This window comes from Streptomyces albipurpureus, assembly GCF_023701525.1.
In the GTDB taxonomy this organism is placed as follows: domain Bacteria; phylum Actinomycetota; class Actinomycetes; order Streptomycetales; family Streptomycetaceae; genus Streptomyces; species Streptomyces albipurpureus.
The window spans coordinates 38,378-61,840 of the sequence record NZ_JAMQAW010000010.1; the positions used below are offsets into that span (position 1 = coordinate 38,378).

Genomic DNA, 23,463 nt, shown 5'->3' on the forward strand with positions numbered 1-23,463 from the left:
AGTCAGTAGGGTTGTTCTCCGGTAACACTGCCACGCGCCTCCTCATTCCGAGACACCCGGTCCGATCTGCGAGACGAATTCGTCCCAGTAGCCGGGCAGCGTCTCAAAGGGGGCTATCTGCCCGCTCTGCGCTCCGCCGAGTCGTAGAGCACTCTGGTGTCGCTGCCCCTGGAGGGCCCCCATCCCCGTCCCATCGACCAGCTCGTCGAGAGATGGGGGAGGTTCTGGACGGTCGGCGTCGGCGTCGCCGTCACCATCGAGTCTGCCCAAGCGGTCAAGCCGGTCGGTGCGGTCCGTGAAGAAGATGGTGCCCGCACCCTGCCAGCGGGCGATGCGGGTCGCCTCTTCCAGATGAGTGCGGGGCACCCCATGGACAAAGTGCGCAAATCGCTCCGGTGGATGGTTGGCGGTCCACTCGGCCACCTGCGACCAGCGGTAGTCGGCCCACGGCCCGGAGAAGGTGACCAGCTGATCGGCGGCTTCCATGTATCCGGGGTAGGGGTGGGTGCCGTGCCCCAGCACCAGATGCCCTCCGTCCGACAGCGCTGCCAGGGTCCCCGTCACCCGGCGTACCGCGGGCAGATCCACCCGGTCCACCGGACAGCGATCCAGCAGGAACCCGCCCACCCGGTACCACTGGAGATAGTGCTGCGCCTCGGCGATCAGATCGTGGTGGGAGCGCCAGCCATACGCCAGGTCAAGGTGCCCCAGCACCCGCACCCCAGCGTTCGTCAGCCGCCCCGCCGCCGCCAGGCAGTGCGGATCGGGTCGCTCTCCCGGCCCGTTGGCGACATTGAGGACGACCCAGTGCAGCGGGGCGCCGGGGCGGGACAGCCCCGCCCACTCGGTGGGTGCGAGCAGCGGATGGGCACACCCGGGGACCCCGAGGCCGAGCTCCTCCGCGCCGGTCGCGGACAGTTGGGTGCCCCTGGTCGTCAGATGCGACATGCCGCCTCCATCCAGATGTCGGCGAGCGACTCCTCCAGGTTGATGCGGGGGCGCCAGCCGAGCCGGTCGCGCGCGGTGCGTACATCCGCCTGCTGCCAGCCGCCGCACCCGTCGGGGTAGGGGACGGGGGTGGCGCCCAGCTGCTCCAGTACGGATTCGGAGCGCGGTGCTCCGATCCCCATGCCCGGTGGCCGGCCGGGCGGGGTGTCCACCTCGTGCAGGGAGCCGGCGAATCCGGCGACCCTGGCCAGTACCGACGCCGCATCGCGTAGCCGTACCGCGCGGCCCGTCCCGATGTTCACCACCCCCTGGGCCGCCGAGAGCGAGGCCGCGTGCACTGCCCTGGCCACATCCCGTACGTCAACGAAGTCGCGTTGCACCCCCAGGCCGCTGAGCTTGAGTTCGCCGTCGCCCGACTGCATCGCGCGGCGCATCGCCTCGGCGAGCCGGCCCAGGGGGGAACCGGCCGGGGTGCCCGGTCCCACCGGTGAGAAGACCCTCAGCACCACGGCGTCCAGACCGGAGCCCAGGACCAGTTCGGTCGCTGCGAGCTTGCTCACCCCATAGGGGCCGCCCGGTCTCGGGATGGCGTCCTCGGCGGTGGACGAACCCTGCTGGGACGGCCCGTACTCGGAGGCGCAGCCGAGTTGGACGAGCCGGGCCCCGCAGCCGCTGCGGCGCAGCGCCTCGCAGACGGTGGCAACGGCAACGGTGTTGTGCCTGGTCAGCTCGCGGGCGCCACCGCGAGTCGCGCCGGCGCAGTTGATGACGACACCCGGGTGGACAGCGCTGAGGAAGCGGGTCAGCGCGCCCGGGCTGCCGCCGGCGAGATCGAAGCGGACATCGGCGTCGTCGCCGCGACCGAGAGCGGTCAGGTGCACGGCGGGGTCGGCGAGCAGCCGGTCGGCGACGAAACGGCCGAGGAACCCGTTGGCTCCGAGCAACAGCACCCTCATCGCGTGCCCCTTCTGTGCCGACGGGTCGCGGTCGGAGGTTGGGTGGTCATGTGGTGTTTCTCCTTTTGCGGGTTGATGCAGGCAGTTGCTGTTACTGGGTTCTCGCCCGCGGTGTCGGCGCCGCGGGTGGTCTTGGTGGCCGGTGAGCTACGGCCTGGGGGCCTGGGCGATGGATGCGGGTCACGCGGTCCGTGGTCGACAGCCCGCGAAGCGGTAGACAGGGGCTGGTCATTCGGTGCGGGTCGGGGCCTGGGTCAGGGCCCCTTTCGCGGGGTCAGGTGGTGCGACGGTGTGAGCGGGACCTCGAAGAAGCGTTTAGCCAACAAGTCGTGGAGGGTCGGCTGTCCGCTGGATGCGGCATGGCGATGGCCGGTCGCACTCAGGGCACCGGCGCAACCGGCGGGGTCGCCGTGCTGGCCATGGCGCCGCTGGGCACGCTCGCCGTGCCTGCTGGAGGAGGGGTGGCGCTGGGCCCGCTCCGAGGTGTCGGCGGGGGCGAGAGGGTCTGGGGCCGGGGCGGGGAGGGAGCGGGGGCCCCGGCCGACGGCGCCTTGGTTGCGCGTGACGGGTTCGGCGCGGAGCGCGGCGCCGTGGTCGCGGGCGAGTACGGCGAAACCGTGGAGATCATCGCTACGGCTCACACGGACGGGCTGCTGAAGGTGGTGGGCGAAGCGGTGCCGTGCGCGGCGCCCGTGGGGGCGTACCCCGTGCCCGTCCGGCCGGGGAGGGACGGTGCTGACACATCGAGGCTCAAGCGGGGGTCGGGGCCCAGCGGAGTGGTGGATGGCGAACTGGTGCTGGGTGAGTCCACGCGCCAGATGGCCGCAGCCGGGCCGGCAGCCACGTGGCGCACAGGGATGAACACCGTCCGTGAGCAGCGTAGTCCGCACCGATCCCGCCCCCGATCTCCCTTGGTGACAGCCACCGTTGATCCGGTGACCACAGCGGGATGACGGTAAGCCGGTGTGATGGTGGCGCGATGGACGGTTGTCCGTCGCGCCACCGGAAGGGGTGAATACACGTAACTTTCACACCCACATGGCGTTTCGTCGCGCTAAGAGAGATCACCGACACGGAGTGTCATGCTCCGTATGGGTGGGGGCCTGGTCGGGTGGGCGATGAACAGGCGATACGACGAATGGCCGACCAGGAGGCGCATCGCTCCCCACCGAAACAGCTGTTCAGGGCCCCGAAGGGCTGTACGACCCGGCTCGGCCAGGGGCATCGCGAGGGAGCGGCGGCACGGGCCGGGGGGCGCCGATGGAGGTCCACTCCCTCGACAGGGAACGCCCTTCTCGAATCACGAGAAGGGCGTCCCGGAATGCGGTCGAAGCGGGCTGGGAGGGCTATCCCTCCGGGTGGGCCCAGGGGTTGGGCCGGCAGGTGATCCCCTTGATCTTCAGGGACTTCGTCTGCTGCTGCATCACCGGCGCGAGCGCCCCCTTGGTCGAGCAGTTCACATGGCCATGGCCAAGGCGGTGCCCGACTTCATGATTGATGAGCATCTGACGGTAGGCGTACATGGCCTGAGGGCCGTAGGTGTCCGAGCCCTGCGCCCAGCGGAAAGCGTTGATCATTACCCGGTCGGTCGATGCGGAATCACAACTGACCTTTTCGATCGAGGTGTCAAGATCGGATTTTGCGCACCACACATCAGTGGTGCCCGGACTGGCGAGGGTAATGATGAAATCGGGCTCGCCAGAGGAAATCCGCTCAAATGTCATGGCACCTTTGTGCGCCCAACTCCGCTCATCATTAAGGGTTTTCTGAACGGCGGTCGCAAAAAGCAGGCCGTCCATTCCCAGACCCTTCTCAATATCCACTTGATAGCGGATCTTTCGGCCCTTACCCGGCGCCTTGTCGAATCCAGGAACCGCTTCAAAGGTGCCGCCGGCGGTCAACTCCGGATCAATGGGGAACGGTGCCGCCATCAACTGCTCATAAGTGGGTGCGGCCGGTTCCAACTGCTGCGCGGGGGCCGGTCGGCCATCCGAACGAGAGGCCGGGCCCTCGCCGCCGCGCTCCTCGCTGGTGGTGGCGGTGCCGGGTTCCTTCTCCGTCTCCTCCGCGACCTGACCGGCCACGACGATGGCGAGGACCGTGGTCACGGCCGCCGCTGCGACACCGGTGAACGTACGCCCCTTGCTGGTCTTGGGCCTCTGCGGGGAGATGCGGACATCGACGGGTACCGCCAGGTCGGGCGTGCCCTGCTCGACGGTCTCCGTGGTGTCGGGCCAGGTGGTGACGGAGGCGTAGGCCTCGTCCGGGGATGCGGGCGGGCGGCCGCCGTCGAATGCCTCAACGAACTCCTTGCGCGGTCCCGGTATCCGCGGCCCCTGGGCCATGGCGCCCCGCACACCCGGCATCCCCGCGGGAGCGCCGGCCCGCTGCGGCTTGCGCACGCCGCTCTGGCGATCCCTACGGCCGGGGGATCCACCCGCTTCACCCGCGCGGCCCGGCTCGCCAGGTACGCCATTGGCTCGCGGCGGCTGCGGAGTTCCCCAACCGCCGCCCGCTTCCCGCTGTTCGGGGTGCCCTCCGCGGGCCTGCGCTGGTCCATATCCAGCGGCCGCGTGTTCGGGCCGGGTCGGCTGCGCATTGCGCCGGGCCGGACCGCCGTCAATGGGCGGGGAAGGGAAGGCGGCCGGTTGATAGCCAGCGGGTGCCGCCGGCAGGGAACGGGCCGCGGCATCGGGCTCGTAGGAGCGGGATTCACGTGGACGAGAAGCGGGATTGACTGCGCCCGACGCACCGGAGCCGTACGTACCGGATTCTCGAATATCGGACTTCTGTGCGCCGGGTTGTGGATCGCGGTCCGGGCCCTTGGGTGCGGGACCTTTGCGGCTGTGTCGTCCCACGGGCCCCGATCAGCTCCTACCAATGTCGTCAAACAGTTCTCGGACGGCCTGCGCAACCGTCTCCGGGTACTCCATCATCGCCACATGCCCGGCGTCCGGCAGCGTCAGCAGCCGCGAGTCCCGGAATGTCGCGGCCGCACGGCCTGCCATACGGTACGAGACAAGCTGGTCCCGCCCGCCGTAGACCAAGAGCGTTGGCGCGAGCACCCGCTCCGCCTGTCGCCACAGTCCGTGTTGGCCACCCAGCGTGTAGGCATCGACGATACCCCGCGCCGAGCGGGCCATCGCATCCCAGAAATAGGGGAGTTGGACGCGGCGCTGCATCTCGTCCACCGCATGCCGCAACGCTTCGTCGGAGACTCGGGAGGGGTCTCCGTAACAGAGAGCCATCACTCCCCTGGTGCGCTGTTCCGGAGTCCAGTCCTTGGTCAATCTACTGAACAGCCGGGCGATTCCGGGCAGTGCGAGCATCCCCGTGGGCACCGCACTGCGCTGCACCCGGATCTCGGGCAGCGCGGGCGAGACGAGCGTGAGCGTGCGTACAAGATCGGGCCGCACCGCCGCGACCCGGACGCACACGGCGCCCCCGAGGGAGTTTCCGAGCAGATGGACGGGTGGGCGGCCCGAGGAGTCGAGATAGCGGATGACCGCCCGGGCATGTCCGGTCACCGAGTAGTTGCCGTCGTCCGGCGGCGGAGAGTCACCGAACCCGGGGAGGTCAACCGCCTCGCCGTCCACGATGTCCTCAAGCAGCGGCATCAGCGGCGACCAGTTCTGCGAGGAGCCGCCGAGGCCGTGGACGTAGAGCGCGGGTGGCAGTCCGACGCGCGCCGGCGGGCGGGATCTGACCGAAAGGGTGCATCCGGCCAGCGCGACGGAGCGCAACTGCTCCCCTTCGGCGACCCGCGCGGTTCGGGGTCTGACAGGTGTGGGTGCCTCGTCGGCGGTGGCGGAGAGGGTGTCCGGCAGCTCGGTCGAAGACATGGGTGCAATGTTACGAGAGGATCACACCGCGAATCGTGTGTTCGGCATCACACATCACGTAGCGCCGCGAATCAGTAGCTCCTACGCTTCATAGACAAGGACCATCACTAAAGCTCCAAGGATGAGCAAACCTGCTCTCGGGAAAGCGGCGCCTTATGGCTATCGATCCCACCGAACCAGAGACCGTCTACGACGACGAGACCAACGGGGACAACTCAAGCGGGGCCGGCTCAAGCGGCGGCGAGGTCCCCGAAGCAGACGCCGCCGAGCAGCAGCAGGACGTGCGTCCGGAGCGTGATGACCCACAGCCCCACATCGACAAAGACCGCTCGAATGAGGCGGACGCCATAGAACAGGCAAGGGTGGTCGCCCTCGATGAGGACGACTATCGATGACCTGACTGACCTTGACCTCTTTGCCCACCAATAGGGAGCTACCGCGACTGTCCGGTCCATGAAATTCTGCGTCCGCGACGCCCACGCCTGGGTTACCCAAAAGTACGATGGCAGGCGCGGCGCACAGCGCGCACATTACAGATTTTGGGAGGCGGCGTGACAGCCATCGAGCAGACAGAGGCAGCGCGCCCGCGAGGCACGCGTCTGCCACGCCGAGCCCGCAGGAACCAGCTTCTGGGCGCGGCCCAGGAAGTATTCGTGGCACAGGGTTACCACTCGGCCGCAATGGATGACATCGCCGAGCGGGCAGGCGTCAGCAAGCCCGTGCTCTACCAGCACTTTCCGGGCAAGCTGGACCTCTATCTCGCCCTCCTGGACCAGCACTGCGAGGCGCTGCTCCAGGCGGTCCGCACCGCGCTCGCGTCAACCAGCGACAACAAGCAGCGGGTCGCGGCGACCATGGACGCCTACTTCGCCTACGTCCAGGACGAGGGCGGAGCCTTCCGGCTGGTCTTCGAGTCGGACCTCACCAATGAACCCGCGGTGCGCGAGCGGGTCGAGCGGGTCTCCCTCCAGTGCGCCGAGGCGATCTCCGAGGTGATCGCGGAGGACACCGGACTGTCCAAGGACGAGTCCATGTTGCTGGCCGTGGGTCTGGGCGGGGTCTCCCAGGTGGTCGCCCGGTACTGGTTGTCCAGCCGATCGAGCATCCCTCGGGAGACGGCGGTGCAGCTGCTGACCTCGCTTGCCTGGCGGGGCATCGCAGGCTTCCCGCTGCACGGTGCGGAGTCCCTGACCGAACAGAGTTGAGCGCAGGGGCGGCGCTGTTCGCTCATGGCGTTCACCCGGGGCGGCAGCCCACTGCCCCGACCCGGCTAATGTGTGCTGGGTACGGCGCGAATGACCGCGCAACGCACTGACCGTTCGGAGGGACATAGCCGTGGAGGTCAAGATCGGCGTGCAGCACGCGCCCCGGGAGATCGTTCTGGAGAGCGGGGACTCCGCCGAGGACGTGGAGCGCGCCGTGGGTGAGGCGCTGGCCGGCAAGGCTCAGCTGCTCAGCCTCTCGGACGACAAGGGCCGCAAGATTCTGGTCCCTTCGGACCGGATCGCGTACGTGGAGATCGGCGAGTCCGCGACACGGCGGGTGGGCTTCGGCGCGCTGTAGGACGACTTCAGTCGAGCAGTTCGGGGCCCCGGCGGAGCACTTGCGCCGGGGCCCCGGACCGTGGGCGAACCGGCAGCACGGGTGAGTAGCCGCGCGACACCACGCTTCACCGCGGCCGGTGCGATGCCCCGTCAGCTGGCAGCGTCATGGTTCTCGCGGGAGCGGGAGCGGGAGCCGATGTTCTCCCGCTCCGAAGAACATCAGCAGGGTTACGTTCTCCCACTCCGGGACGCCTGACGACACGGGAACGGCCAGGGGAGGGATCTGGAGACGGTCCCGGGGCTTGAGCGACTGACTCGATGTGCGAGCCCGGTCATGTGTGAGTCCGGTCGATCGGCTGGTTCTGGGCCGGTGCCCGCCCCTCTTGCGCTGGGGCTGAGCCCCGGCATGGGTGGTCCTTGGACGGCAGGGCGGCCAGCGAAACCGTCCCATCAGGGCACCGCTCAGCTCGGGCCGGGTTCCCTTCCCGTTCGCTGGCCGGTTCATCCTTCCCCAAGAGCGGTAACCAGCCAGCTCCGCCTGCCCTTACGCGGATGATTGCTTTCCGTGGTCAACGGGTAGTACCGGCTAGACCGACTTGGCCGTATCAGTGTCCGCGAGGTGATCAGCAGTGCTCTGGGAAGCGCTCGGTTCCGTTCTGCTCGGCCTCGCGCTCGCGTGGCTGGCCGACCGTCATCTCGCGGACCGTCTTCCGGAGCGCCGCGCCGTCTTCCTCACCGGCTCGCTCGGTGCGCTCTTCGGGGCCTATGTGACGCATGCGGCGCTTGGCCCCGGCCAGTTCCTCGGGACGCTGGTGGGTGCGGTCCTGATCGGGGCCGTACTGCTCTCGCTGCTGCTGCGGCCGTCAGCCCGACGACTGCGGCGGGTCATTCACTTCTGACCCAGCAGGTCTCAAGCCGCGAGCCCCAGTGCGGCCATTCGCCTGGTGTGCGCCTTGGTGATCCGGGTGAACATCTCACCCACCGCGGCCAGGTCGAATCCACCTTCCACTCCCCCGACCAACATGGTGGAGAGAGCGTCCCGCTCGGCCACGACCCGCTGTGCCTGGGACAGTGCCTCGCCCATCAGCCGGCGCGCCCACAGGGCGAGCCGCCCGCCAAGACGCGGATCGGCGTCAATGGCAGCCCGCACCTTCTCCACCGCGAAGTTCCCGTGCCCCGTGTCATCGAGCACCGCCAGCACCAGCGCCCTGGTGTCCGAGTCAAGACGGGCGGCGACCTCACGGTAGAAATCACTGGCGATCGAGTCGCCCACATAGGCTTTGACCAGCCCCTCCAGCCAATCGGACGGAGCGGTCTGGCGGTGGAAGTCATCCAGCGCCTGGGCGAAGGGCTCCATCGCGGCCGTCGGCTCCGCGTCGATGGCGGTGAGCTGATTCCGCAGGCGCTCGAAGTGCCCGAACTCCGCAGAGGCCATTTTGGCCAGCTCCGCTTTGTCACCGAGGGTGGGCGCGAGCTTGGCGTCTTCGGCAAGCCGCTCAAAGGCGGCCAGCTCGCCATAGGCAAGCGCGCCGAGAAGATCTACTACCGCGGCGCGGTACTGGGGGTCCGCGGATGCGGTGGCCCAGTTTTGGGCGGCGATCCCGGTCGGTTCTGTGGCGTTGTCAGGCGTCTCCATGACGGGCACAATAGCCCGCTTACCGAGGGTGGTAAGGGCCTGGTCAGGAGTGCTCGGAGCCCATTCCTACCAGGACGCTGCCCCGGTTCCTACGGATTCGCCCAACACACATGCGCGAATCCGGGGTACAGTGGTATTGCGCCTGCTGAGTGTTCTGATTTCTCGGCGGGCGATCACAGTGTTTGACAGTGATTGTTGGGAAGATCTTTATCTTCCCGACTCCCCATGAGGATGCCCGGTCGGTGGCACGATCGGCTCCGACCCGACCGCCCTCCGTGCGGATATGCGCCCCCGCGTATCACCGCAGATGAGGGGCCCCTCAGCGGCACGAGCGCTTGAGCGAAGGCAGTGGTCCCGCGCCATCCGGCCAATCCACGGTCGGCCTAGTACCCAGGTGCGGCACGACCCCCATCGTTCGCGTCACGTCGCGTCTCACAGAAGAGGCAACACCCTGACTACGCAGCCTATGACTTTCCGGGATCTTGGAATCCTGGACGAAACCGCCGAGGCACTCGAAGCCGTCGGCATTCTGTCCCCCTTCCCCATTCAGGAGATGACGCTTCCCGTCGCGCTCTCCGGCACCGATGTGATCGGCCAGGCCAAGACAGGCACTGGCAAGACCCTCGGTTTCGGTCTGCCGCTACTGGAGCGCGTCACCGTCCCCGCTGACGTTGAGGCCGGCCGGGCCACGCCCGAGCAGCTCACCAACGCGCCGCAGGCGCTCGTGGTGGTTCCCACCCGCGAGCTGTGCACCCAGGTGACCAATGACCTGCTCACCGCGGGCAAGGTACGCAATGTCCGCGTGCTCGCGATCTACGGGGGCCGCGCCTACGAGCCTCAGGTCGAGGCCCTGCGCAAGGGCGTCGATGTGATCGTCGGCACCCCCGGTCGCCTGCTCGACCTCGCCGGTCAGAAGAAGCTCGATCTTTCCAAGATCCGCTCGCTTGTGCTCGACGAGGCCGACGAGATGCTCGACCTCGGCTTCCTGCCGGACGTTGAGAAGATCATCCAGCTGCTGCCTCCGAAGCGGCAGACCATGCTCTTCTCGGCAACGATGCCGGGCGCGGTCATCGGGCTGGCTCGCCGCTATATGACCCAGCCCACACACATCTCCGCGACCTCGCCGGACGATGCGGGCGCGACGGTGGCCAACACCACCCAGCGTGTCTACCGGGCCCACTCCATGGACAAGCCGGAGCTGGTCTCACGGATTCTCCAGGCGGACGGCCGTGGCCTCGCCATGATCTTCTGCCGTACGAAGCGAACCGCTGCCGATATCGCCGAGCAGCTCGCTCGCCGAGGATTCGCCTCCGGGGCGGTCCACGGCGACCTGGGCCAGGGCGCGCGCGAGCAAGCCCTGCGGGCGTTCCGCAACGGCAAGGTGGACGTACTGGTCTGCACCGATGTCGCCGCGCGCGGCATCGATGTGGAGGGCGTGACCCATGTCATCAACTACCAGTCCCCCGAGGATGAGAAGACCTACCTCCACCGCATCGGCCGCACCGGACGCGCCGGCGCCCTGGGCACCGCGGTCACTCTGGTGGACTGGGATGACATCCCCCGCTGGCAGCTGATCAACAAGGCGCTCGACCTCAAGTTCCCGGACCCGGTCGAGACCTACTCCACCTCCGAGCACCTCTTCGAGGAACTGGGCATCCCGCGGGACACCAAGGGTGTGCTGCCCCGGGCCGAGCGGACTCGCGCGGGCCTGGCGGCTGAGGAAGTGGAAGACCTGGGCGAGACCGGCGGACGGGGCCGCAAGGCCGCGGCCACCACCACGGCCCCGGCCGTGGAAGAACGCCCGGCGCGTACGAGGACCCCGCGTCAGCGTCGCCGCACCCGGGGTGGCACATCGGCGGAGACCACCACCGAGAGCCTGGAATCCCCGGCGCTGGATTCTCCCGCACTGGATTCCTCGGCGAGTGAAGAGGTTTCACAGCCTCGTTCGCCCAGGCGCCGGCGCAGGACCCGCGTGGGAAGCACTGGTGCGGACACTGCCATCGCGTCGGCAGCCCCCACCATGGTGGAGACCGCCGAACCGACCGTCGCCCCGGCGCCGGTCGGTCAGGTACCGGCTCAGCCTGCCGAGCCGATCCAAGAGGCCGACTCGGAGAGCAAGCCGCGTCGGCGGCGCACTCGCGCGGTCAAGGCCGTGGAGACCGTGGTGGAAGCCGTAGAGGCTGCTGTGGAGGCCGTCACCGCACCGGAGGCGCCGGCCGAAACCAAGCCGCGCCGCCGCACCCGCGCTGTGCAGGCCGTGGAGACGGCCGAGGCCGAGGTGGCACCCGCCACCGACGCCGAGGCCGAAACCAAGCCCCGCCGCCGCACCCGCGCGGTCAAGGCCGTGGAGGCGGTGACATCGCCCGAGGCCGTCGAGGCAAAGCCCCGTCGGACCCGCGCGGTGAAGGCTGTCCAAGCCGTCACCACCCCGGAAGCCGAGGTCAAGCCACCGCGCCGGACCCGCAAGACAGTGGCCGCAACGGCCGAGGTCCCGGCCGCGGAGGCGACGCCCCGCCGCCGCACCCGCACCGCAAAGGCAACGGCCCAACCGGAAGCCTGACCCGGTCTGCTGGACGACCCGGCCCCTGAATGGGGTCGGGTCGTTCTGCGTTGGGGCCTGGCGGCCCTTTGTGCCTCGTGTTGGGTCGTCCTCACCCCGAGCCCCAAAAAACCAACCCCAGCCCCAGTACCCTCAGCCTCATGAGTCGTCCCCCGACCTTCGCCCCGCCGTCCTGTGCCCGTGCCCGTACGCTGCGTACCTCGCGCGGGGACTTCGCCGTACTCGATGCGCGGCCTGCGGAGGCACGTGGGGGCGCGGGTACCGCGCTCTTGTTGCCTGGTTTCACGGGGAGCAAGGAGGACTTCATCGCCATGCTCGATCCGCTCACCGGGGCCGGATTCCGGGTGGTCTCGGTGGATGGGCGGGGGCAGTTCGAGTCGGACGGGCCTTCGGATGGTCATGCGTACTCGCAGGACGAGTTGGCGCTCGATGTGTTGGCGCAGGTGGAAGCCGTCGCGGCCGACGGGCCGGTGCATCTGCTCGGGCACTCGCTCGGGGGGCAGATCGCTCGGGCCGCCGTTCTCAAGGCGGTCGCGGGGCAGGCTCCGCTGCCCTTTCGGACGCTCACGCTGATGGCTTCCGGCCCCGCGCAGATCAGCCCTGCTCAGCAGGAGAAGGTACGGCTGCTGACCGAGGCGCTCTCGGTGTTGGGCATGGACGAGGTCTGGGAGGCGATGAGGGCGTTCGAGACACCGGAGGAGACGGACATCGACGGGCGGGATCTACGCCGGCGGTGGTTGCGTCACAACCCGGCCCAGCTCATCACCACCGGTCGTCAGCTGACCGTGGAACCGGACCGGGTCGACGAGCTGGCGGCCGTACCGGGGCTTCCCGTTCATGTGGTCAGCGGCGAGCGCGACGACACCTGGCCGGTTCCGCTGCTCGATGACATGGCGAAGCGGCTCGGTGCGCGCCGTACCGTCGTCGCCGGGGCTGATCACTCGCCGAACACCGACCGTCCACGCGAGACGTCGGAGGCCGTCGCGGGGTTCTGGGCCGGTCACTGAGGCCGCCCGCCAGGGTCAGAACTGGGACTGAAGGTGCTGCCAGAACCCGTCTCGTAGCGCGCGTCTGAGCACCGCGTGCCCGCGCAGTGAGCGTTGCAGCAGCCCCTCCGCCTCGATCAGCAGGTCCTGATCGACGGGCCCCGGCAGATAGGGGTGTCCCGGCAGTAGCTCGGCGAGGGAGTCGCTTCCCCGTTCGGCCAGCCAGGTGGCCGCGATCCGGGCCCCCACGAATCGCACCTCTTCGCGCGAGGGCGGCGGCGCGCCTTCGTTCTCGTAGGTCGTCACGGCGCGCCGGGTGAGATAGGGGCGGCAGAAGTCCAGGTCGAAGGTGCGGGTGCTGTCGACTTCCCAGCGCAGTGCTTCGGCCTGGTTGCTGCCGTCGGCCGCGTCGATGCCCCAGAGATGGACGCGGGCCCCGTACCCCTGAGCCGCCTCGACCGCGGAGACCAGGTCCTCGTCGCCGCCTACCAGAGCCGCGTCGCTGATCGCCCGATGCCGGGCGAGTGATTCCAGGTCGGTGCGGATGAGCGAGTCGACGCCCTTCTGCTGGTTGTTGGCGTTGAGGTTGCCGAGTCGCACTTTGACATCGGGCAGTTCGGCGATCGACTGCTGCTCCGGTGTGGGGATGCGGCGTCGGGCGCCGTCGTACCAGTAGACCCGGAGCAACCTGCTGTCGGCGAAGATCGTGCGGGCCTTGTCGATGAACGCGTCGATCATGCCTTCCGCGTCCAGATCGAAGGAGCGTCTGTCCTCGGTGCCGGCAACTAGCAATCCTGCCGCAGCGTAGACGTAACCCGCGTCCACGAAGATGGCATGGGTGGACGGCGTTTTGGCCACCTCGGCGAGCATCCTGTGCAGTAGCTCGTTGGTGCGCTCCAGACGGGCACTGATCTGGGCCATAGCTGTGTCGATCGTTGCGTCGTTCATACGGAGCTCATTCTCCGGGCGCTCGGCGGTACCCGCCAGTAGTTAGGGTGCCAAAGATTTTCTTTAGTGTAAGGAATATTTGCAGCGTGCATCGCAGTTGAGAAACAGTGGAACCCGCGTACATACCGTAGTGAGACGTGTGCGCCACCATCAGTTCTCCATCTGGAGGATCAGACGAAGGGAGAAGCCTTGCGCTTCGAAATCATGCGACTCGACGATGTCGACGGCAGCGCCGTGGACAGCACCGTCGTAGACGCCGCCTCCGTCAATCGGATCGTGCAGCAGGCCGCGGCTACCGGCCAGCGCATCTATATCCGTCCGGCCGAATCGTCGGCCTTGTAGTGCCATCGACGCACTCCTGACGTGACACGCCCCCGCACTGGACATCGGTCCGCGCGGGGGCGCTGTCGTTGTGCCCTGGCCGATGTCAGGCACCCTGTACGACCTGAGTGACACCGTTGATGATCTGTTGCACGGCGATCGCGGAGAGCATCATGCCCGCGAGCCGGGTCACCAGCACCACACCGCCGTCCTTGATCAGCCGAATGATCCCCAGCGAGTAGCGCATCGTCAGCCACAGCACCACGTGCATGGCCACGATCGCGCCCCAGACGGCAAACTGCTGCGGGGGGCCTTCGGCGTTCTGCACGGCGAGGATGACCGAGACGATCGCACCCGGTCCGGCGAGCAGCGGCATGCCCAGCGGTACGAGGGCGACGTTGACGTCCTTGGTCTGTTTGGGTTCGTCCGTCTTCCCCGTCAGCAGATCAAGGGCGATGAGGAGCAGCAGCAGCCCGCCGGCGATCATCAGGGCGGGGACGGAGACATGGAGATAGTCCAGGATCTGCTGGCCGAGCAGCCCGAAGACGGTGATCACGCCAAAGGCGACGGCGACCGCCTGCCAGGCCATTCGGCGCTGGACCTTCACGGGTCGCCCCGAGGTCAGGGCGAGGAAGATCGGCGTGATACCGGGCGGGTCCATGATCACGAAAAGGGTGAGGAAGAGGGAGCCGAAAACGGCGGCGTCGAACACGGTGATGCCTTGCGGGAAGAAGGGTCGAACAGGGCGGCGAGGGTCAGGCGCGACGTCCGCCCGCGCCGGGGACGGGGAAGGCACCGGTGGCTCGGCGGGTGATCTCGCCGTAGATCTCGGGGTCGGTGGTGTACTCGGCGAGTGCGACCGTCTTGCGGCTGCCGTGGTAGTCGCTGGACCCCGTGGTCAGCAGTCCCAGTTCGGCGGCGAGGCCGCGCAGTCGCTCCCGGGTCGGACCGTCATGGTCCATGTGGTCGACCTCGATGCCGTCGAGCCCGGCCGCGGCCAGTTCGGTGATCGCCTGCTCCGGCACCGTACGACCGCGCTTGACGGCCGCGGGGTGAGCGAAGACCGACACTCCTCCGGCCGCCTTCACCAGACGTACGGCGGTGAAGGGGTCCAGTTCGTGCTTGGTGATGTGTGCCCGCCCGCCGTCCGCGATCCACTCCTGGGTGAAGGCGCCGGAGACGGTGGCGACGACCCCGAGCTCCACGAGGGCGGTCGCGATGTGCGGACGGCCGACCGAGCCGTCTCCCGCGATGCGGGCGACCTGTTCCCACGTGATGGGCGCGCCCAGCTCCTGGAGCCTCGCCACCATGGCCTGGGCGCGTGGCACCCGGTCATCCCGCACCAGCTCGCGCTCGCGCAGGAGCGCCGGCTCCTGAGGGTCGAAGAGGTACGCCAGCAGATGCAGGCTCACTCCGTCGAGGGCGCAGGAGATCTCGGCGCCGGTGACCAGGGTCAGATCGCGGGGCAGGTCCTGGAGCGCGGCGATCGCCTCGGCGTGGCCGCGTGTGGTGTCGTGATCGGTGAGGGCGATGACGTCGAGTCCGGCGGCCGCGGCGTTGCGCATCAGCTCGGCGGGGGTGTCCGTACCGTCCGATGCCGTGGAGTGGGTGTGCAGATCGATGCGCACGAGCGGCACTCCAGGGGCGACGGCGGATGGGGAACGGCTCAGTGTATCGGGCACCCGAGACCGGCCCGGCCGCGCACTTCCCCTTGCTGTCCACTCGCCCCGGTGTTGCTCGGGGCGAGTGGACAGCAGCAGGTCGGACGGGGTGGCCGTCAGGACAGCAGCCGGGGCGAGAGCGCGCCGCAGGGCACCAGCTCGACCTCCGTCCCCGCGTCCCGCAGGTCGGTCAGCACCAGTTCGTCGTACATCAGCAGTCCGGACTGCTCGGGCCAGAGGATCGCCCACAGCCAGAGCCCGCGTGCCTCACCGGCGAAGACGGCCCGGTCGGAGGGGGCCGCTTTGACATGCCACAGGGGGGTGGGGCGGCCCGATGCGAGCAGTTTGGCGTGGGCGGGTCTGTTGATGTCGAGGTGTTCTCCCGGGTCGGGTCCATCGATGCCCGCGTACCGCGAACCGAGGCCGACGCCCAACTCTTCGGCGATCAGTAGCAGTTCGCCGATGCCGCCGAGTGGACCTGGTCCGGAGCAGGCGACGGCGGTCGCTCGGCCTCCGCTGCGGTCATCGCCGGCATAGGCGACACCGGTGAAGAGCCAACCGACCGGTAGTGGCCAGGGCATCCACACCGGGACCCTGGCCCGGTGCACTACGACCCCGAGGGCTTCGACACTGGGCGGGATCACCGGCTGGAGCGGATGCACGGTGCCGTGCACATCACACTGCCAGGCTTCGGCAAAGAGACCGGGCGCCCTGACCCGGCCACCGCACTTCGGGCAACTGGGTTCGCCCCTCATAGCTCTCCACGGTCCTACCCGTCCGGCGCCGCGTCAAGGACGATCACCCGTCCGGAGTGCGCTGCTCACTCAGAGCCAACCAAGCTCAACTGAGCGTCAGCCCTCTGGCCGGCCGGCAGGGGCGCATTCATCGGGGCCGTCGCGCCCGCGTGCGGTGGTCATGGCGGGCGTCTCACCAGGTCAGGGCCCCGGGGCAGGCAGCAACATCCACGGTGACCGCCCCGGAGGGCCTCCGGCGGTCCCGGAAGGCGTCAAGGCGGCCCGCGGAGATGGACCGCGGGTCAGTCCAGCGGTACGGAGCTTCGGCGGGGGTCCCGTAGGTCCGTCCCCCGCGCCAGCCAGCGTTCCTGGAGTCGCTGGGCTCCGTGCACCCGCTTCCAGGCGGCCTCATTGGGGGTCATGGGCAGCAGGGGAAGGAAGCACACCGGGTCCAGCGGCGGATCCAGCTCCAGGTCTTCGACCAGCCCGCCCGGTTCCGCGACCAGGACCGAGGTGAAGGGCGCGGTCGGCCAGAGCGGTGCACCAACGTCCAGCGCGGCACCGGGGGCGATCACCACGCCTTCGACCTGCGGAGACGCGGCGAGCACGGCAAGCGGCCGCAGCACCTGATCGATGTCGGCGAACCCGGCTCGTACGGAGAGCACGAGTTCGGCGCGCGGGCCCCGCACGGGGTCCGCGATCGTCGCGGTCGGATCGGCCATGGGATGGGCGGACATCCCGAGCGTGGCGTAGCGGACCAGATCGCCTCCGTGCTCATCGCCGTCGGCGCGAAAGCGAAGGACCTCGATCCGGTCCGTACCGAGGAAGGTCACCGCGGCCCGGGCGTCCGGCTCCCCGAGCGCCATACACAGCCTGGCCTCGACCAGAGCAAGAACTTCTGCCATCTGGGGAGCATAGAGCGCGTATGGATGGGGCAATCACAGGGATTGACCGTCAGTCGGCTGATAGTCTTGGCCGCTGGCCGGGGTGGCGTGCTTGGAGCACGCGGATCGGTGGCGCCAAGGCGTCTCCCTCCTCTCCCGGCGTCACGTGTATCCCCTACGGGGGACCGGCCGGAGGAGGTGGGGTCTGCGGTGGATCGAAGTCGACCGTGCAGTACCAACCGCTCTTCCGTACGGCGTCACTTCCCGGTGGTCTGAGCCCTTTTCCACGGGCCCATGGCATTCCGACGGCGTTCCGTACCACGGCGTTCCGTAGACGGAATCTCGCACGACGGAAGAGCACCCTCGTTTTTGCCTGTCTGTAGCGAACGCCGTCACCGCGATTCCGCGGTGCCGCCCGCTTTGCGGACGTAATGCCCACGTCCCCATTCCGGGCTGTGCCACGCCACTCGCGACGGCCTCTCCGTGAAGGAGCCAGCCATGTCGATGATCCGTGACCTCCGCGCCGCCGTCCGCCCCGCCCTGCGCAGGAGCAACACCCCCTACAGCTCGTACGACAGCACCCGGGACCCGTCCACCTCCAGCGCGGTCGTCGACTGCGCCGTCTACCGCGACGGCCGCAGGCTCGAATGCGAGAGCCCCCAGACGCCCCGTGAGGCGATGCTGCGGGTACGTGAGGGCGGTGGCTTCGTCTGGATCGGCCTGCACGAGCCGACGGAGGAGGAATTCGCCGGGATCGCCGGGGAGTTCGGGCTGCACCCGCTGGCGGTGGAGGACGCGGTCCACGCCCATCAGCGACCCAAGTTGGAGCGCTACGACGACACGCTGTTCACCGTCTTCAAGACCGTCCACTACGTGGAGCACGACGAACTGACCGCGACCAGCGAGGTCGTCGAGACCGGTGAGGTGATGTGCTTCACCGGTCGGGACTTCGTGATCACCGTTCGGCACGGCGGCAAGGGCTCGCTGCGCGCGCTGCGGTTCGGTCTTGAGAAGGACACCGAACTGCTGTCGAAGGGCCCTTCCGCGGTACTGCACGCCATTGCCGACCATGTCGTCGATGGCTACATCGCGGTCGTCGCGGCCGTCCAGGACGATATCGACGAGGTCGAGATCGATGTCTTCTCGGCGCCGTCGAAGGGGCGGCAGCGCGGTAGCGATGCGGGACGGATCTACCAGCTCAAGCGCGAGGTGCTGGAGTTCAAGCGGGCCGTCTCCCCGCTGCTACGGCCGATGCAGCTCCTGAGCGAGCGGCCGATGCGGCTGATCGACCCGGACATCCAGAAGTACTTCCGTGACGTCGCCGACCATCTCGCGCGGGTTCAGGAAGAGGTCATCGGCTTTGACGAGTTGTTGAACTCGATCCTCCAGGCGAATCTGGCGCAAGCGACGGTGGCGCAGAACGAGGACATGCGCAAGATCACCTCCTGGGCGGCGATCATCGCGGTGCCCACGGCGGTGTGCGGGGTGTACGGGATGAACTTCAACTACATGCCGGAGCTCCAGTGGAAGTACGGCTACCCGATGGTGCTCACCGCCATCATCGGTATCTGCTTCACCATCCACCGGACCCTCAAGCGGAACGGCTGGCTCTAGCCCCGGCGGCCCGCCCCTCGGCCCCCGGCGATCCCGTCTCATGTCTCCCGTCTCATGTCTCATGTCTCACGAGCGGCTGGATAGGCTGCGGGGTATGACAGAAACGCTGCTCAGTCAGGCGCTCGTTGAGGAAGCCACCAAGAAGTCCGGCCTCATCTGGGTACGGGGCACCGGTCCCGAGCGCACGCTGTGGCACGTGTGGCACGAGGGTGCGGCCCTGGTGGTCGGCGACGGCCCCGGGGAGCAGCCGCTGCCGGGGCTGATCGACGGCGGCACGGCCGAGGTCGTCGTCCGCAGCAAGGACAAGGGCGGCCGGCTGGTGTCCTGGACCGCCTCGGTGAGTGAGTTGGAGCCGGGTTCCGAGCCATGGGAGTCGGCGGTGGCGGAACTCAAGGGGAAGCGGCTGAACGCCGTGGACGCCGAGCATGTGCCGGAGCGCTGGCGCCGGGAGTGCCGGGTGCTACGGCTCACCCCCGGCCGGTCGACCACCGACCATCCCGAGACCGCACTCTCCGCACCGCCGCTCCCCACCTCGGCGACGACCCGTCAGCCGGCGCCTGCGGCCCTGCCCCGGCTGCTGCTCTCCCGGAAGAAGAAGCGCCGCTAGCGCTCCGCTCCTACCGGACTCGGCGGCGACCCGCCCATCAGCCGCGTACACAACCCCGCGGGTCAATACGCCTAGTCGCTGGACTTCGGGAGCTGCTTCCCGTAGTCCACGGTCTCCTCCTTGGTGGGTGGCACCAGGGTGAAGTCCACATCCCACTCCCCCAGGGTGAGAATGCCCTTCCCGCCGGCCCGGGCGAACTGCAGCGGGTAGGGCTGGCCTTCCAGCGCCACGTCGAGCACACCGCCCGCGCCCTCCTCGGCCTGGACCTTGATCGCCTGTACGCCGCCGACCTTGGTCCGGTCTCCCTTGCTGAGCTTGCCCTGCATCCCCAGCAACCCGTCGAGGAGCACGTCCATGTCCGTGAAGCCACGGAACCTGTCGTACGCCGGGTCTCCCTGAGGCACCTTCACATACTTGTCACGGAGCTTGAGCGCCGCCTCCGCGTCCGTGTTGCTGGAGCCTTCGCCGGATGTGCCGTCGTCATGGGTCCAAAACCCCGCATCCGCCTTGAGATAGAGGTCATCGCCGACCCTCAGCAGCTCAAAGGCGTTCTCCGCCGTGGTGACGGAGCCGGTGCCGCCGTCCTGCTTGAGCCGCATGTTCAGCTTGTAGGTGCCGCCCTTGCTCACCAGCGTTCCCGACAGCCGCACCGCGGACGCGGCGTCCGCCGTGGCGCGCGCCTTGCTCTCGATTTCCATGGCGGAGAGCTTCCCCACACCGTTGGTTCCCTTGTCCGGGTCCTTCTTCTCCTCGCACGCCGTGAGGGACACGGCCAGCCCGGCGCAGAGCACCACACACAGCACGCTCTTGCGGACGCGGGAAACCGGGGGGAGGGGAGTCACCGGCACACTGCCTCTCGTCTGCTCGGCAGCTGGTCGCCAGCTGCTTCGCCTGCGGATTGTCGGGGAGCAGACCGCAGCGTACCGGGGTGGCAGCCGAGCTTGAGCAGCCCCGTCGCGGGGACCGCGGACAGCCGCCGCCGTCCGGGGTCCGGACTCCTTACGGACCCCGGACGGCAGCGGTACGGAACGGTACGGGCTAGCCTGAACCACCTGAAGAGCAGTGTTTCCGACGAAGCGTCGCAGACCGGGACGGAGGTGTGGATCATGGCCGCGAGCGTCACCCGTGTCTTCGTCTCCCATCTCGCCGGACTGCCCGTCTTCGATCCCGGCGGCGACCAGGTGGGCCGGGTTCGGGATCTGGTCGCGATGCTGCGGGTGGGCCGGCGTCCGCCCCGGCTGCTCGGCATGGTGGTCGAGGTGCTGAGCCGTCGTCGGATCTTTCTCCCCATGACACGGGTCACCGGAATCGAATCGGGCCAGATCGTCACCACCGGCGTACTGAACGTCCGTCGATTCGAGCAGCGGCCCACCGAGCGGCTCGTCCTCGGTGAGCTGCTGGACCGGCGGGTTCAGTTGGTGGACAGCGAGGAAGGGGCCACCGTCCTCGATGTGTCCATCCGGCGGCTGCCAGCCCGCCGCGACTGGGAGATCGACAAGGTGTTCGTCCGCCGGGGCCGGGGCGGTGCGCTCCGGCGCAAGGGCGAGACCCTGACGGTCGAATGGTCAGCGGTGACGGGCTTCTCCCTGGAGGAGGACAGCCAGAGCGCCGAGAGCCTGGTCGCCACCTTCGAGCGGTTGCGCCCGGTCGATGTCGCCAACGCCCTGCACCACCTCTCCCCCAAGCGCCGCGCGGAAGTCGCCGCGGCACTCGATGACGACCGGCTCGCCGATGTGCTGGAGGAACTGCCCGAGGACGACCAGGTCGAGATCCTCGGCAAGCTCAAGGAGGAGCGTGCCGCGGACGTACTGGAGGCGATGGACCCGGACGACGCGGCCGACCTGCTCTCGGAGTTGCCCGAAGAGGACAAGGAGCGGCTGCTCGCCCTGATGCGTCCCGACGAGGCGGCCGATGTCCGTCGACTGCTGTCGTACGAGGAGCGCACGGCGGGTGGTCTGATGACCACCGAGCCGATCGTGCTGCGGCCGGACGCCACCATCGCCGACGCCCTCGCCCGCGTACGCCAGCAGGACCTCTCCCCCGCGCTCGCCGCCCAGGTCTATGTGTGCCGTCCCCCGGAGGAGACACCGACCGGTCGGTATCTCGGCACCATCCACTTCCAGCGGCTGCTGCGCGACCCCCCGTTCACCCTGGTGGGATCGATGGTCGACAGCGATCTGCCACCGCTGGCTCCGGACACCCCGCTGCGGGCCGTGACCAGCTATCTCGCCGCGTACAACATGGTCGCGGCCCCCGTCGTCGATGAGAGCGGGTCGCTGCTCGGCGCCGTGACGGTGGATGACGTGCTGGACCATCTGCTGCCGGACGACTGGCGCGAGACGGATTTCGAGGAGTCCGAGCATGGGTAGCGGCGGCGAGCGCGAGGAAGCCAAGGATCGGCTGCTGTCCGGGGCGAGCGCCGCCCCGCGCTCGCGGGTGCGTCTCGACCTGCCGCGGGCATCGCGCCGTACGCTGCTGCCGGAGTACGACCCCGAGGCGTTCGGCAGGCTCTCGGAGCGGATCGCGCGCTTCCTGGGAACCGGTCGGTTCATCGTCTGGATGACGCTGACCATCATCCTGTGGGTGGTGTGGAACATCTGGGCCCCGGAGCCGCTGCGCTTCGACCAGTACCCGTTCATCTTCCTGACCCTGATGCTCTCCCTCCAGGCCTCCTACGCGGCCCCGCTGATCCTGCTGGCACAGAACCGCCAGGACGACCGGGACAAGGTCACCCATGAACAGGACCGCAAGCAGAACGAGCGCTCCATCGCGGACACCGAGTTCCTGACCCGGGAGATCGCCGCCCTGCGGATGGGCCTGGGCGAGGTGGCCACACGGGACTGGATTCGCTCCGAGATCCAGGACCTGCTCAGGGAGACAACCGACCGCCGGGCCCTGCTGCCGCCCGAGGGCGGGGCAAGGAGTGATGAAACCGACCGGTGACGGGCTTCCCGGGGGCGGCATGCGGCGCCGTACCATCGTCGTATGGCTACGGAAGACGCGGTGCTTGAAGCACTGGCGACGGTGAACGACCCCGAAATCCACCGACCAATCACCGAACTCGGCATGGTCAAGTCGGTCGTGGTGGGGACGGACGGCGCGGTGGCCGTCACGATCTACCTCACCGTCTCCGGCTGCCCGATGCGCGAGACGATCACCAACAATGTCACCGAAGCGGTGCAGCGCGTCGATGGAGTCACACGCGTCGATGTCACGCTCGATGTGATGAGTGACGAGCAACGTCGCGAACTGGCGTCCTCCCTGCGGGGCGGCACCGCGGAGCGCGAGGTGCCCTTTGCCCAACCCGGCTCGCTGACCAGGGTCTACGCGGTCGCCTCCGGTAAGGGCGGAGTCGGGAAGTCCTCGGTGACGGTGAACCTGGCCGCGGCGATGGCAGCCGACGGGCTCAAGGTCGGCGTCGTCGACGCGGACATCTACGGTCACTCGGTGCCCCGCATGCTGGGCGCGGACGGACGTCCCACCCAGGTCGAGAACATGATCATGCCCCCGTCGGCACATGGGGTGAAGGTGATCTCGATCGGGATGTTCACCCCGGGCAACGCCCCGGTGGTGTGGCGCGGCCCGATGCTCCACCGCGCGCTCCAGCAGTTCCTCGCGGATGTGTACTGGGGCGATCTGGACGTCCTGCTGCTCGATCTGCCCCCCGGTACCGGCGATATCGCCATCTCGGTGGCCCAACTGGTACCCAATGCGGAGATCCTGGTCGTCACCACTCCCCAGCAGGCAGCGGCCGAGGTGGCCGAGCGGGCCGGCTCCATCGCGGTGCAGACCCATCAGAAGATCGTCGGTGTGGTGGAGAACATGGCGGGCCTGCCCTGCCCGCACTGTGACGAGATGGTCGATGTCTTCGGCAGCGGCGGCGGCCAGCGGGTCGCCGAGGGACTGACCAAGACCACCGGCGCCCATGTGCCGGTGCTGGGCTCCATCCCGATCGACGTACGGCTCCGGGAAGGCGGCGACGACGGCAGGCCGGTGGTGCTCACCGATCCGGAGTCCCCGGCCGGTGCGGCGCTGCGCGCCATCGCGGGCAAGTTGGGTGGCCGACAGCGCGGGCTGTCCGGGATGAGCCTGGGCATCACCCCGAAGAACAAGTTCTAGCGATGGTCCCTGCCGAGCGGGTCCTGCCGATGTGAGCCCGCCCGGCGGCTTCGTCCGAAGATCCGTGGCCCCGGGCGGGAGCCCACGGAAGCGGACCGCCCTG

At 68.7% G+C, this 23,463-nt stretch carries 24 protein-coding genes; 13 read left to right on the forward strand and 11 right to left on the reverse strand.

The features are described 5' to 3' along the window. Positions 1 to 42: 42 nt before the first annotated feature. The gene (locus NBG84_RS12215) at positions 43 to 948 is read right to left on the reverse strand and encodes a spherulation-specific family 4 protein (RefSeq protein WP_250919399.1); all 906 of its coding nucleotides are present in this window, start codon (positions 946 to 948) and stop codon (positions 43 to 45) included. Next, positions 936 to 1,904 (reverse strand): NAD-dependent epimerase/dehydratase family protein, encoded by a 969-nt coding sequence (locus NBG84_RS12220; RefSeq protein WP_250919400.1) that lies wholly within the window; start codon positions 1,902 to 1,904, stop codon positions 936 to 938. Before NBG84_RS12220 ends, NBG84_RS12215 begins: the two co-directional genes overlap by 13 nt. Positions 1,905 to 2,263: 359 nt before the next feature. On the opposite strand from NBG84_RS12220, the gene NBG84_RS12225 reads away from it, so the two are divergent. Further along, positions 2,264 to 2,857, forward strand: a complete 594-nt coding sequence (locus tag NBG84_RS12225; RefSeq protein WP_250919401.1) for a hypothetical protein — start codon at positions 2,264 to 2,266, stop codon at positions 2,855 to 2,857. 393 nt (positions 2,858 to 3,250) lie between these two features. Here the strand turns inward: NBG84_RS12225 and NBG84_RS12230 are convergent, their stop codons facing one another. Continuing rightward, entirely contained in the window at positions 3,251 to 4,762 is a 1,512-nt protein-coding gene (locus NBG84_RS12230) for a DUF3152 domain-containing protein (protein WP_425608623.1), read from the reverse strand. Between the two features lie 9 nt (positions 4,763 to 4,771). After that, positions 4,772 to 5,746: an alpha/beta fold hydrolase gene (locus tag NBG84_RS12235; RefSeq protein ID WP_250919402.1), complete on the reverse strand. Its 975-nt coding sequence runs from the start codon at positions 5,744 to 5,746 to the stop codon at positions 4,772 to 4,774. Positions 5,747 to 5,901: 155 nt separating this feature from the next. Between NBG84_RS12235 and NBG84_RS12240 the strand changes: the two genes are divergently transcribed. The 4 genes from NBG84_RS12240 (at position 5,902) to NBG84_RS12255 (ending at position 8,189) form a co-directional block, all read left to right on the forward strand. Continuing rightward, entirely contained in the window at positions 5,902 to 6,141 is a 240-nt protein-coding gene (locus tag NBG84_RS12240; RefSeq protein ID WP_250919403.1) for a hypothetical protein, read from the forward strand. 156 nt (positions 6,142 to 6,297) lie between these two features. Then, positions 6,298 to 6,951, forward strand: coding sequence for a TetR/AcrR family transcriptional regulator (locus NBG84_RS12245; protein WP_250919404.1), 654 nt, complete (start codon positions 6,298 to 6,300; stop codon positions 6,949 to 6,951). Positions 6,952 to 7,081: 130 nt separating this feature from the next. Continuing rightward, complete coding sequence (locus NBG84_RS12250; protein ID WP_250919405.1) at positions 7,082 to 7,309, forward strand: DUF3107 domain-containing protein; 228 nt, start codon at positions 7,082 to 7,084, stop codon at positions 7,307 to 7,309. A 610-nt stretch (positions 7,310 to 7,919) separates the two neighbouring features. Next, positions 7,920 to 8,189, forward strand: coding sequence for a hypothetical protein (locus tag NBG84_RS12255; RefSeq protein ID WP_250919406.1), 270 nt, complete (start codon positions 7,920 to 7,922; stop codon positions 8,187 to 8,189). Positions 8,190 to 8,200: 11 nt separating this feature from the next. Here NBG84_RS12255 and NBG84_RS12260 read toward each other — a convergent pair whose 3' ends face one another. Continuing rightward, positions 8,201 to 8,926, reverse strand: a complete 726-nt coding sequence (locus NBG84_RS12260; protein WP_250919407.1) for a ferritin-like fold-containing protein — start codon at positions 8,924 to 8,926, stop codon at positions 8,201 to 8,203. A 553-nt stretch (positions 8,927 to 9,479) separates the two neighbouring features. Between NBG84_RS12260 and NBG84_RS12265 the strand changes: the two genes are divergently transcribed. Together NBG84_RS12265 and NBG84_RS12270 are read left to right on the forward strand one after the other, a co-directional pair. Beyond that, complete coding sequence (locus tag NBG84_RS12265; RefSeq protein ID WP_250919747.1) at positions 9,480 to 11,486, forward strand: DEAD/DEAH box helicase; 2,007 nt, start codon at positions 9,480 to 9,482, stop codon at positions 11,484 to 11,486. A gap of 140 nt (positions 11,487 to 11,626) precedes the next feature. Continuing rightward, positions 11,627 to 12,493, forward strand: a complete 867-nt coding sequence (locus NBG84_RS12270) for an alpha/beta fold hydrolase (RefSeq protein WP_250919408.1) — start codon at positions 11,627 to 11,629, stop codon at positions 12,491 to 12,493. Positions 12,494 to 12,508: 15 nt separating this feature from the next. On the opposite strand, the gene NBG84_RS12275 is transcribed toward NBG84_RS12270, so the two are convergent. Further along, positions 12,509 to 13,420 carry an NYN domain-containing protein gene (locus NBG84_RS12275; protein WP_250919409.1) on the reverse strand — a complete coding sequence of 304 codons (912 nt, stop codon included), beginning with the start codon at positions 13,418 to 13,420 and terminating at the stop codon, positions 12,509 to 12,511. Between the two features lie 189 nt (positions 13,421 to 13,609). Between NBG84_RS12275 and NBG84_RS12280 the strand changes: the two genes are divergently transcribed. After that, positions 13,610 to 13,762, forward strand: coding sequence for a hypothetical protein (locus NBG84_RS12280; RefSeq protein ID WP_250919410.1), 153 nt, complete (start codon positions 13,610 to 13,612; stop codon positions 13,760 to 13,762). 85 nt (positions 13,763 to 13,847) lie between these two features. Here the strand turns inward: NBG84_RS12280 and NBG84_RS12285 are convergent, their stop codons facing one another. The 4 genes from NBG84_RS12285 to NBG84_RS12300 form a co-directional block, all read right to left on the reverse strand. After that, entirely contained in the window at positions 13,848 to 14,453 is a 606-nt protein-coding gene (locus NBG84_RS12285) for a MarC family protein (protein ID WP_250919411.1), read from the reverse strand. 43 nt (positions 14,454 to 14,496) lie between these two features. After that, entirely contained in the window at positions 14,497 to 15,369 is an 873-nt protein-coding gene (locus NBG84_RS12290; protein ID WP_250919412.1) for a PHP domain-containing protein, read from the reverse strand. A gap of 149 nt (positions 15,370 to 15,518) precedes the next feature. Beyond that, entirely contained in the window at positions 15,519 to 16,157 is a 639-nt protein-coding gene (locus NBG84_RS12295; RefSeq protein ID WP_250919413.1) for a DUF6758 family protein, read from the reverse strand. Between the two features lie 281 nt (positions 16,158 to 16,438). Continuing rightward, entirely contained in the window at positions 16,439 to 17,041 is a 603-nt protein-coding gene (locus NBG84_RS12300) for a suppressor of fused domain protein (RefSeq protein ID WP_250919414.1), read from the reverse strand. Between the two features lie 477 nt (positions 17,042 to 17,518). Between NBG84_RS12300 and NBG84_RS12305 the strand changes: the two genes are divergently transcribed. Together NBG84_RS12305 and NBG84_RS12310 are read left to right on the forward strand one after the other, a co-directional pair. After that, positions 17,519 to 18,634 (forward strand): magnesium and cobalt transport protein CorA, encoded by a 1,116-nt coding sequence (locus NBG84_RS12305; protein WP_250919415.1) that lies wholly within the window; start codon positions 17,519 to 17,521, stop codon positions 18,632 to 18,634. A 94-nt stretch (positions 18,635 to 18,728) separates the two neighbouring features. Next, positions 18,729 to 19,241: a hypothetical protein gene (locus NBG84_RS12310; RefSeq protein WP_250919416.1), complete on the forward strand. Its 513-nt coding sequence runs from the start codon at positions 18,729 to 18,731 to the stop codon at positions 19,239 to 19,241. 71 nt (positions 19,242 to 19,312) lie between these two features. Here NBG84_RS12310 and NBG84_RS12315 read toward each other — a convergent pair whose 3' ends face one another. After that, a complete protein-coding gene (locus NBG84_RS12315) occupies positions 19,313 to 20,083 on the reverse strand; it encodes a hypothetical protein (RefSeq protein ID WP_250919417.1) in 771 nt (256 codons plus the stop codon). Positions 20,084 to 20,347: 264 nt separating this feature from the next. Between NBG84_RS12315 and NBG84_RS12320 the strand changes: the two genes are divergently transcribed. Genes NBG84_RS12320 through NBG84_RS12330 form a run of 3 tightly spaced genes read left to right on the forward strand, consistent with a single transcriptional unit; the run spans position 20,348 to position 23,360 of the window. Beyond that, complete coding sequence (locus NBG84_RS12320) at positions 20,348 to 21,610, forward strand: magnesium transporter MgtE N-terminal domain-containing protein (protein ID WP_250919418.1); 1,263 nt, start codon at positions 20,348 to 20,350, stop codon at positions 21,608 to 21,610. Continuing rightward, the gene (locus tag NBG84_RS12325) at positions 21,603 to 22,184 is read left to right on the forward strand and encodes a DUF1003 domain-containing protein (RefSeq protein ID WP_250919419.1); all 582 of its coding nucleotides are present in this window, start codon (positions 21,603 to 21,605) and stop codon (positions 22,182 to 22,184) included. Before NBG84_RS12320 ends, NBG84_RS12325 begins: the two co-directional genes overlap by 8 nt. 42 nt (positions 22,185 to 22,226) lie before the next feature. Continuing rightward, positions 22,227 to 23,360: an Mrp/NBP35 family ATP-binding protein gene (locus tag NBG84_RS12330; RefSeq protein WP_250919420.1), complete on the forward strand. Its 1,134-nt coding sequence runs from the start codon at positions 22,227 to 22,229 to the stop codon at positions 23,358 to 23,360. Positions 23,361 to 23,463 lie beyond the last annotated feature (103 nt).

Excerpts from the sequence above, each read along its gene's own strand:
- NBG84_RS12320 (WP_250919418.1), top strand. The coding sequence starts at position 20,348 with ATGGCCGCGAGCGTCACCCGTGTCTTCGTCTCCCATCTCGCCGGACTG.
- NBG84_RS12225 (WP_250919401.1), top strand. The coding sequence starts at position 2,264 with ATGGCGATGGCCGGTCGCACTCAGGGCACCGGCGCAACCGGCGGGGTC.
- NBG84_RS12215 (WP_250919399.1), bottom strand. The coding sequence starts at position 948 with ATGTCGCATCTGACGACCAGGGGCACCCAACTGTCCGCGACCGGCGCG.
- NBG84_RS12275 (WP_250919409.1), bottom strand. The coding sequence starts at position 13,420 with ATGAACGACGCAACGATCGACACAGCTATGGCCCAGATCAGTGCCCGT.
- NBG84_RS12295 (WP_250919413.1), bottom strand. The coding sequence starts at position 16,157 with ATGAGGGGCGAACCCAGTTGCCCGAAGTGCGGTGGCCGGGTCAGGGCG.
- NBG84_RS12325 (WP_250919419.1), top strand. The coding sequence starts at position 21,603 with ATGGGTAGCGGCGGCGAGCGCGAGGAAGCCAAGGATCGGCTGCTGTCC.
- NBG84_RS12240 (WP_250919403.1), top strand. The coding sequence starts at position 5,902 with ATGGCTATCGATCCCACCGAACCAGAGACCGTCTACGACGACGAGACC.
- NBG84_RS12330 (WP_250919420.1), top strand. The coding sequence starts at position 22,227 with ATGGCTACGGAAGACGCGGTGCTTGAAGCACTGGCGACGGTGAACGAC.
- NBG84_RS12265 (WP_250919747.1), top strand. The coding sequence starts at position 9,480 with ATGACGCTTCCCGTCGCGCTCTCCGGCACCGATGTGATCGGCCAGGCC.
- NBG84_RS12310 (WP_250919416.1), top strand. The coding sequence starts at position 18,729 with ATGACAGAAACGCTGCTCAGTCAGGCGCTCGTTGAGGAAGCCACCAAG.
- NBG84_RS12300 (WP_250919414.1), bottom strand. The coding sequence starts at position 17,041 with ATGGCAGAAGTTCTTGCTCTGGTCGAGGCCAGGCTGTGTATGGCGCTC.
- NBG84_RS12270 (WP_250919408.1), top strand. The coding sequence starts at position 11,627 with ATGAGTCGTCCCCCGACCTTCGCCCCGCCGTCCTGTGCCCGTGCCCGT.
- NBG84_RS12260 (WP_250919407.1), bottom strand. The coding sequence starts at position 8,926 with ATGGAGACGCCTGACAACGCCACAGAACCGACCGGGATCGCCGCCCAA.
- NBG84_RS12305 (WP_250919415.1), top strand. The coding sequence starts at position 17,519 with ATGTCGATGATCCGTGACCTCCGCGCCGCCGTCCGCCCCGCCCTGCGC.
- NBG84_RS12235 (WP_250919402.1), bottom strand. The coding sequence starts at position 5,746 with ATGTCTTCGACCGAGCTGCCGGACACCCTCTCCGCCACCGCCGACGAG.
- NBG84_RS12220 (WP_250919400.1), bottom strand. The coding sequence starts at position 1,904 with ATGAGGGTGCTGTTGCTCGGAGCCAACGGGTTCCTCGGCCGTTTCGTC.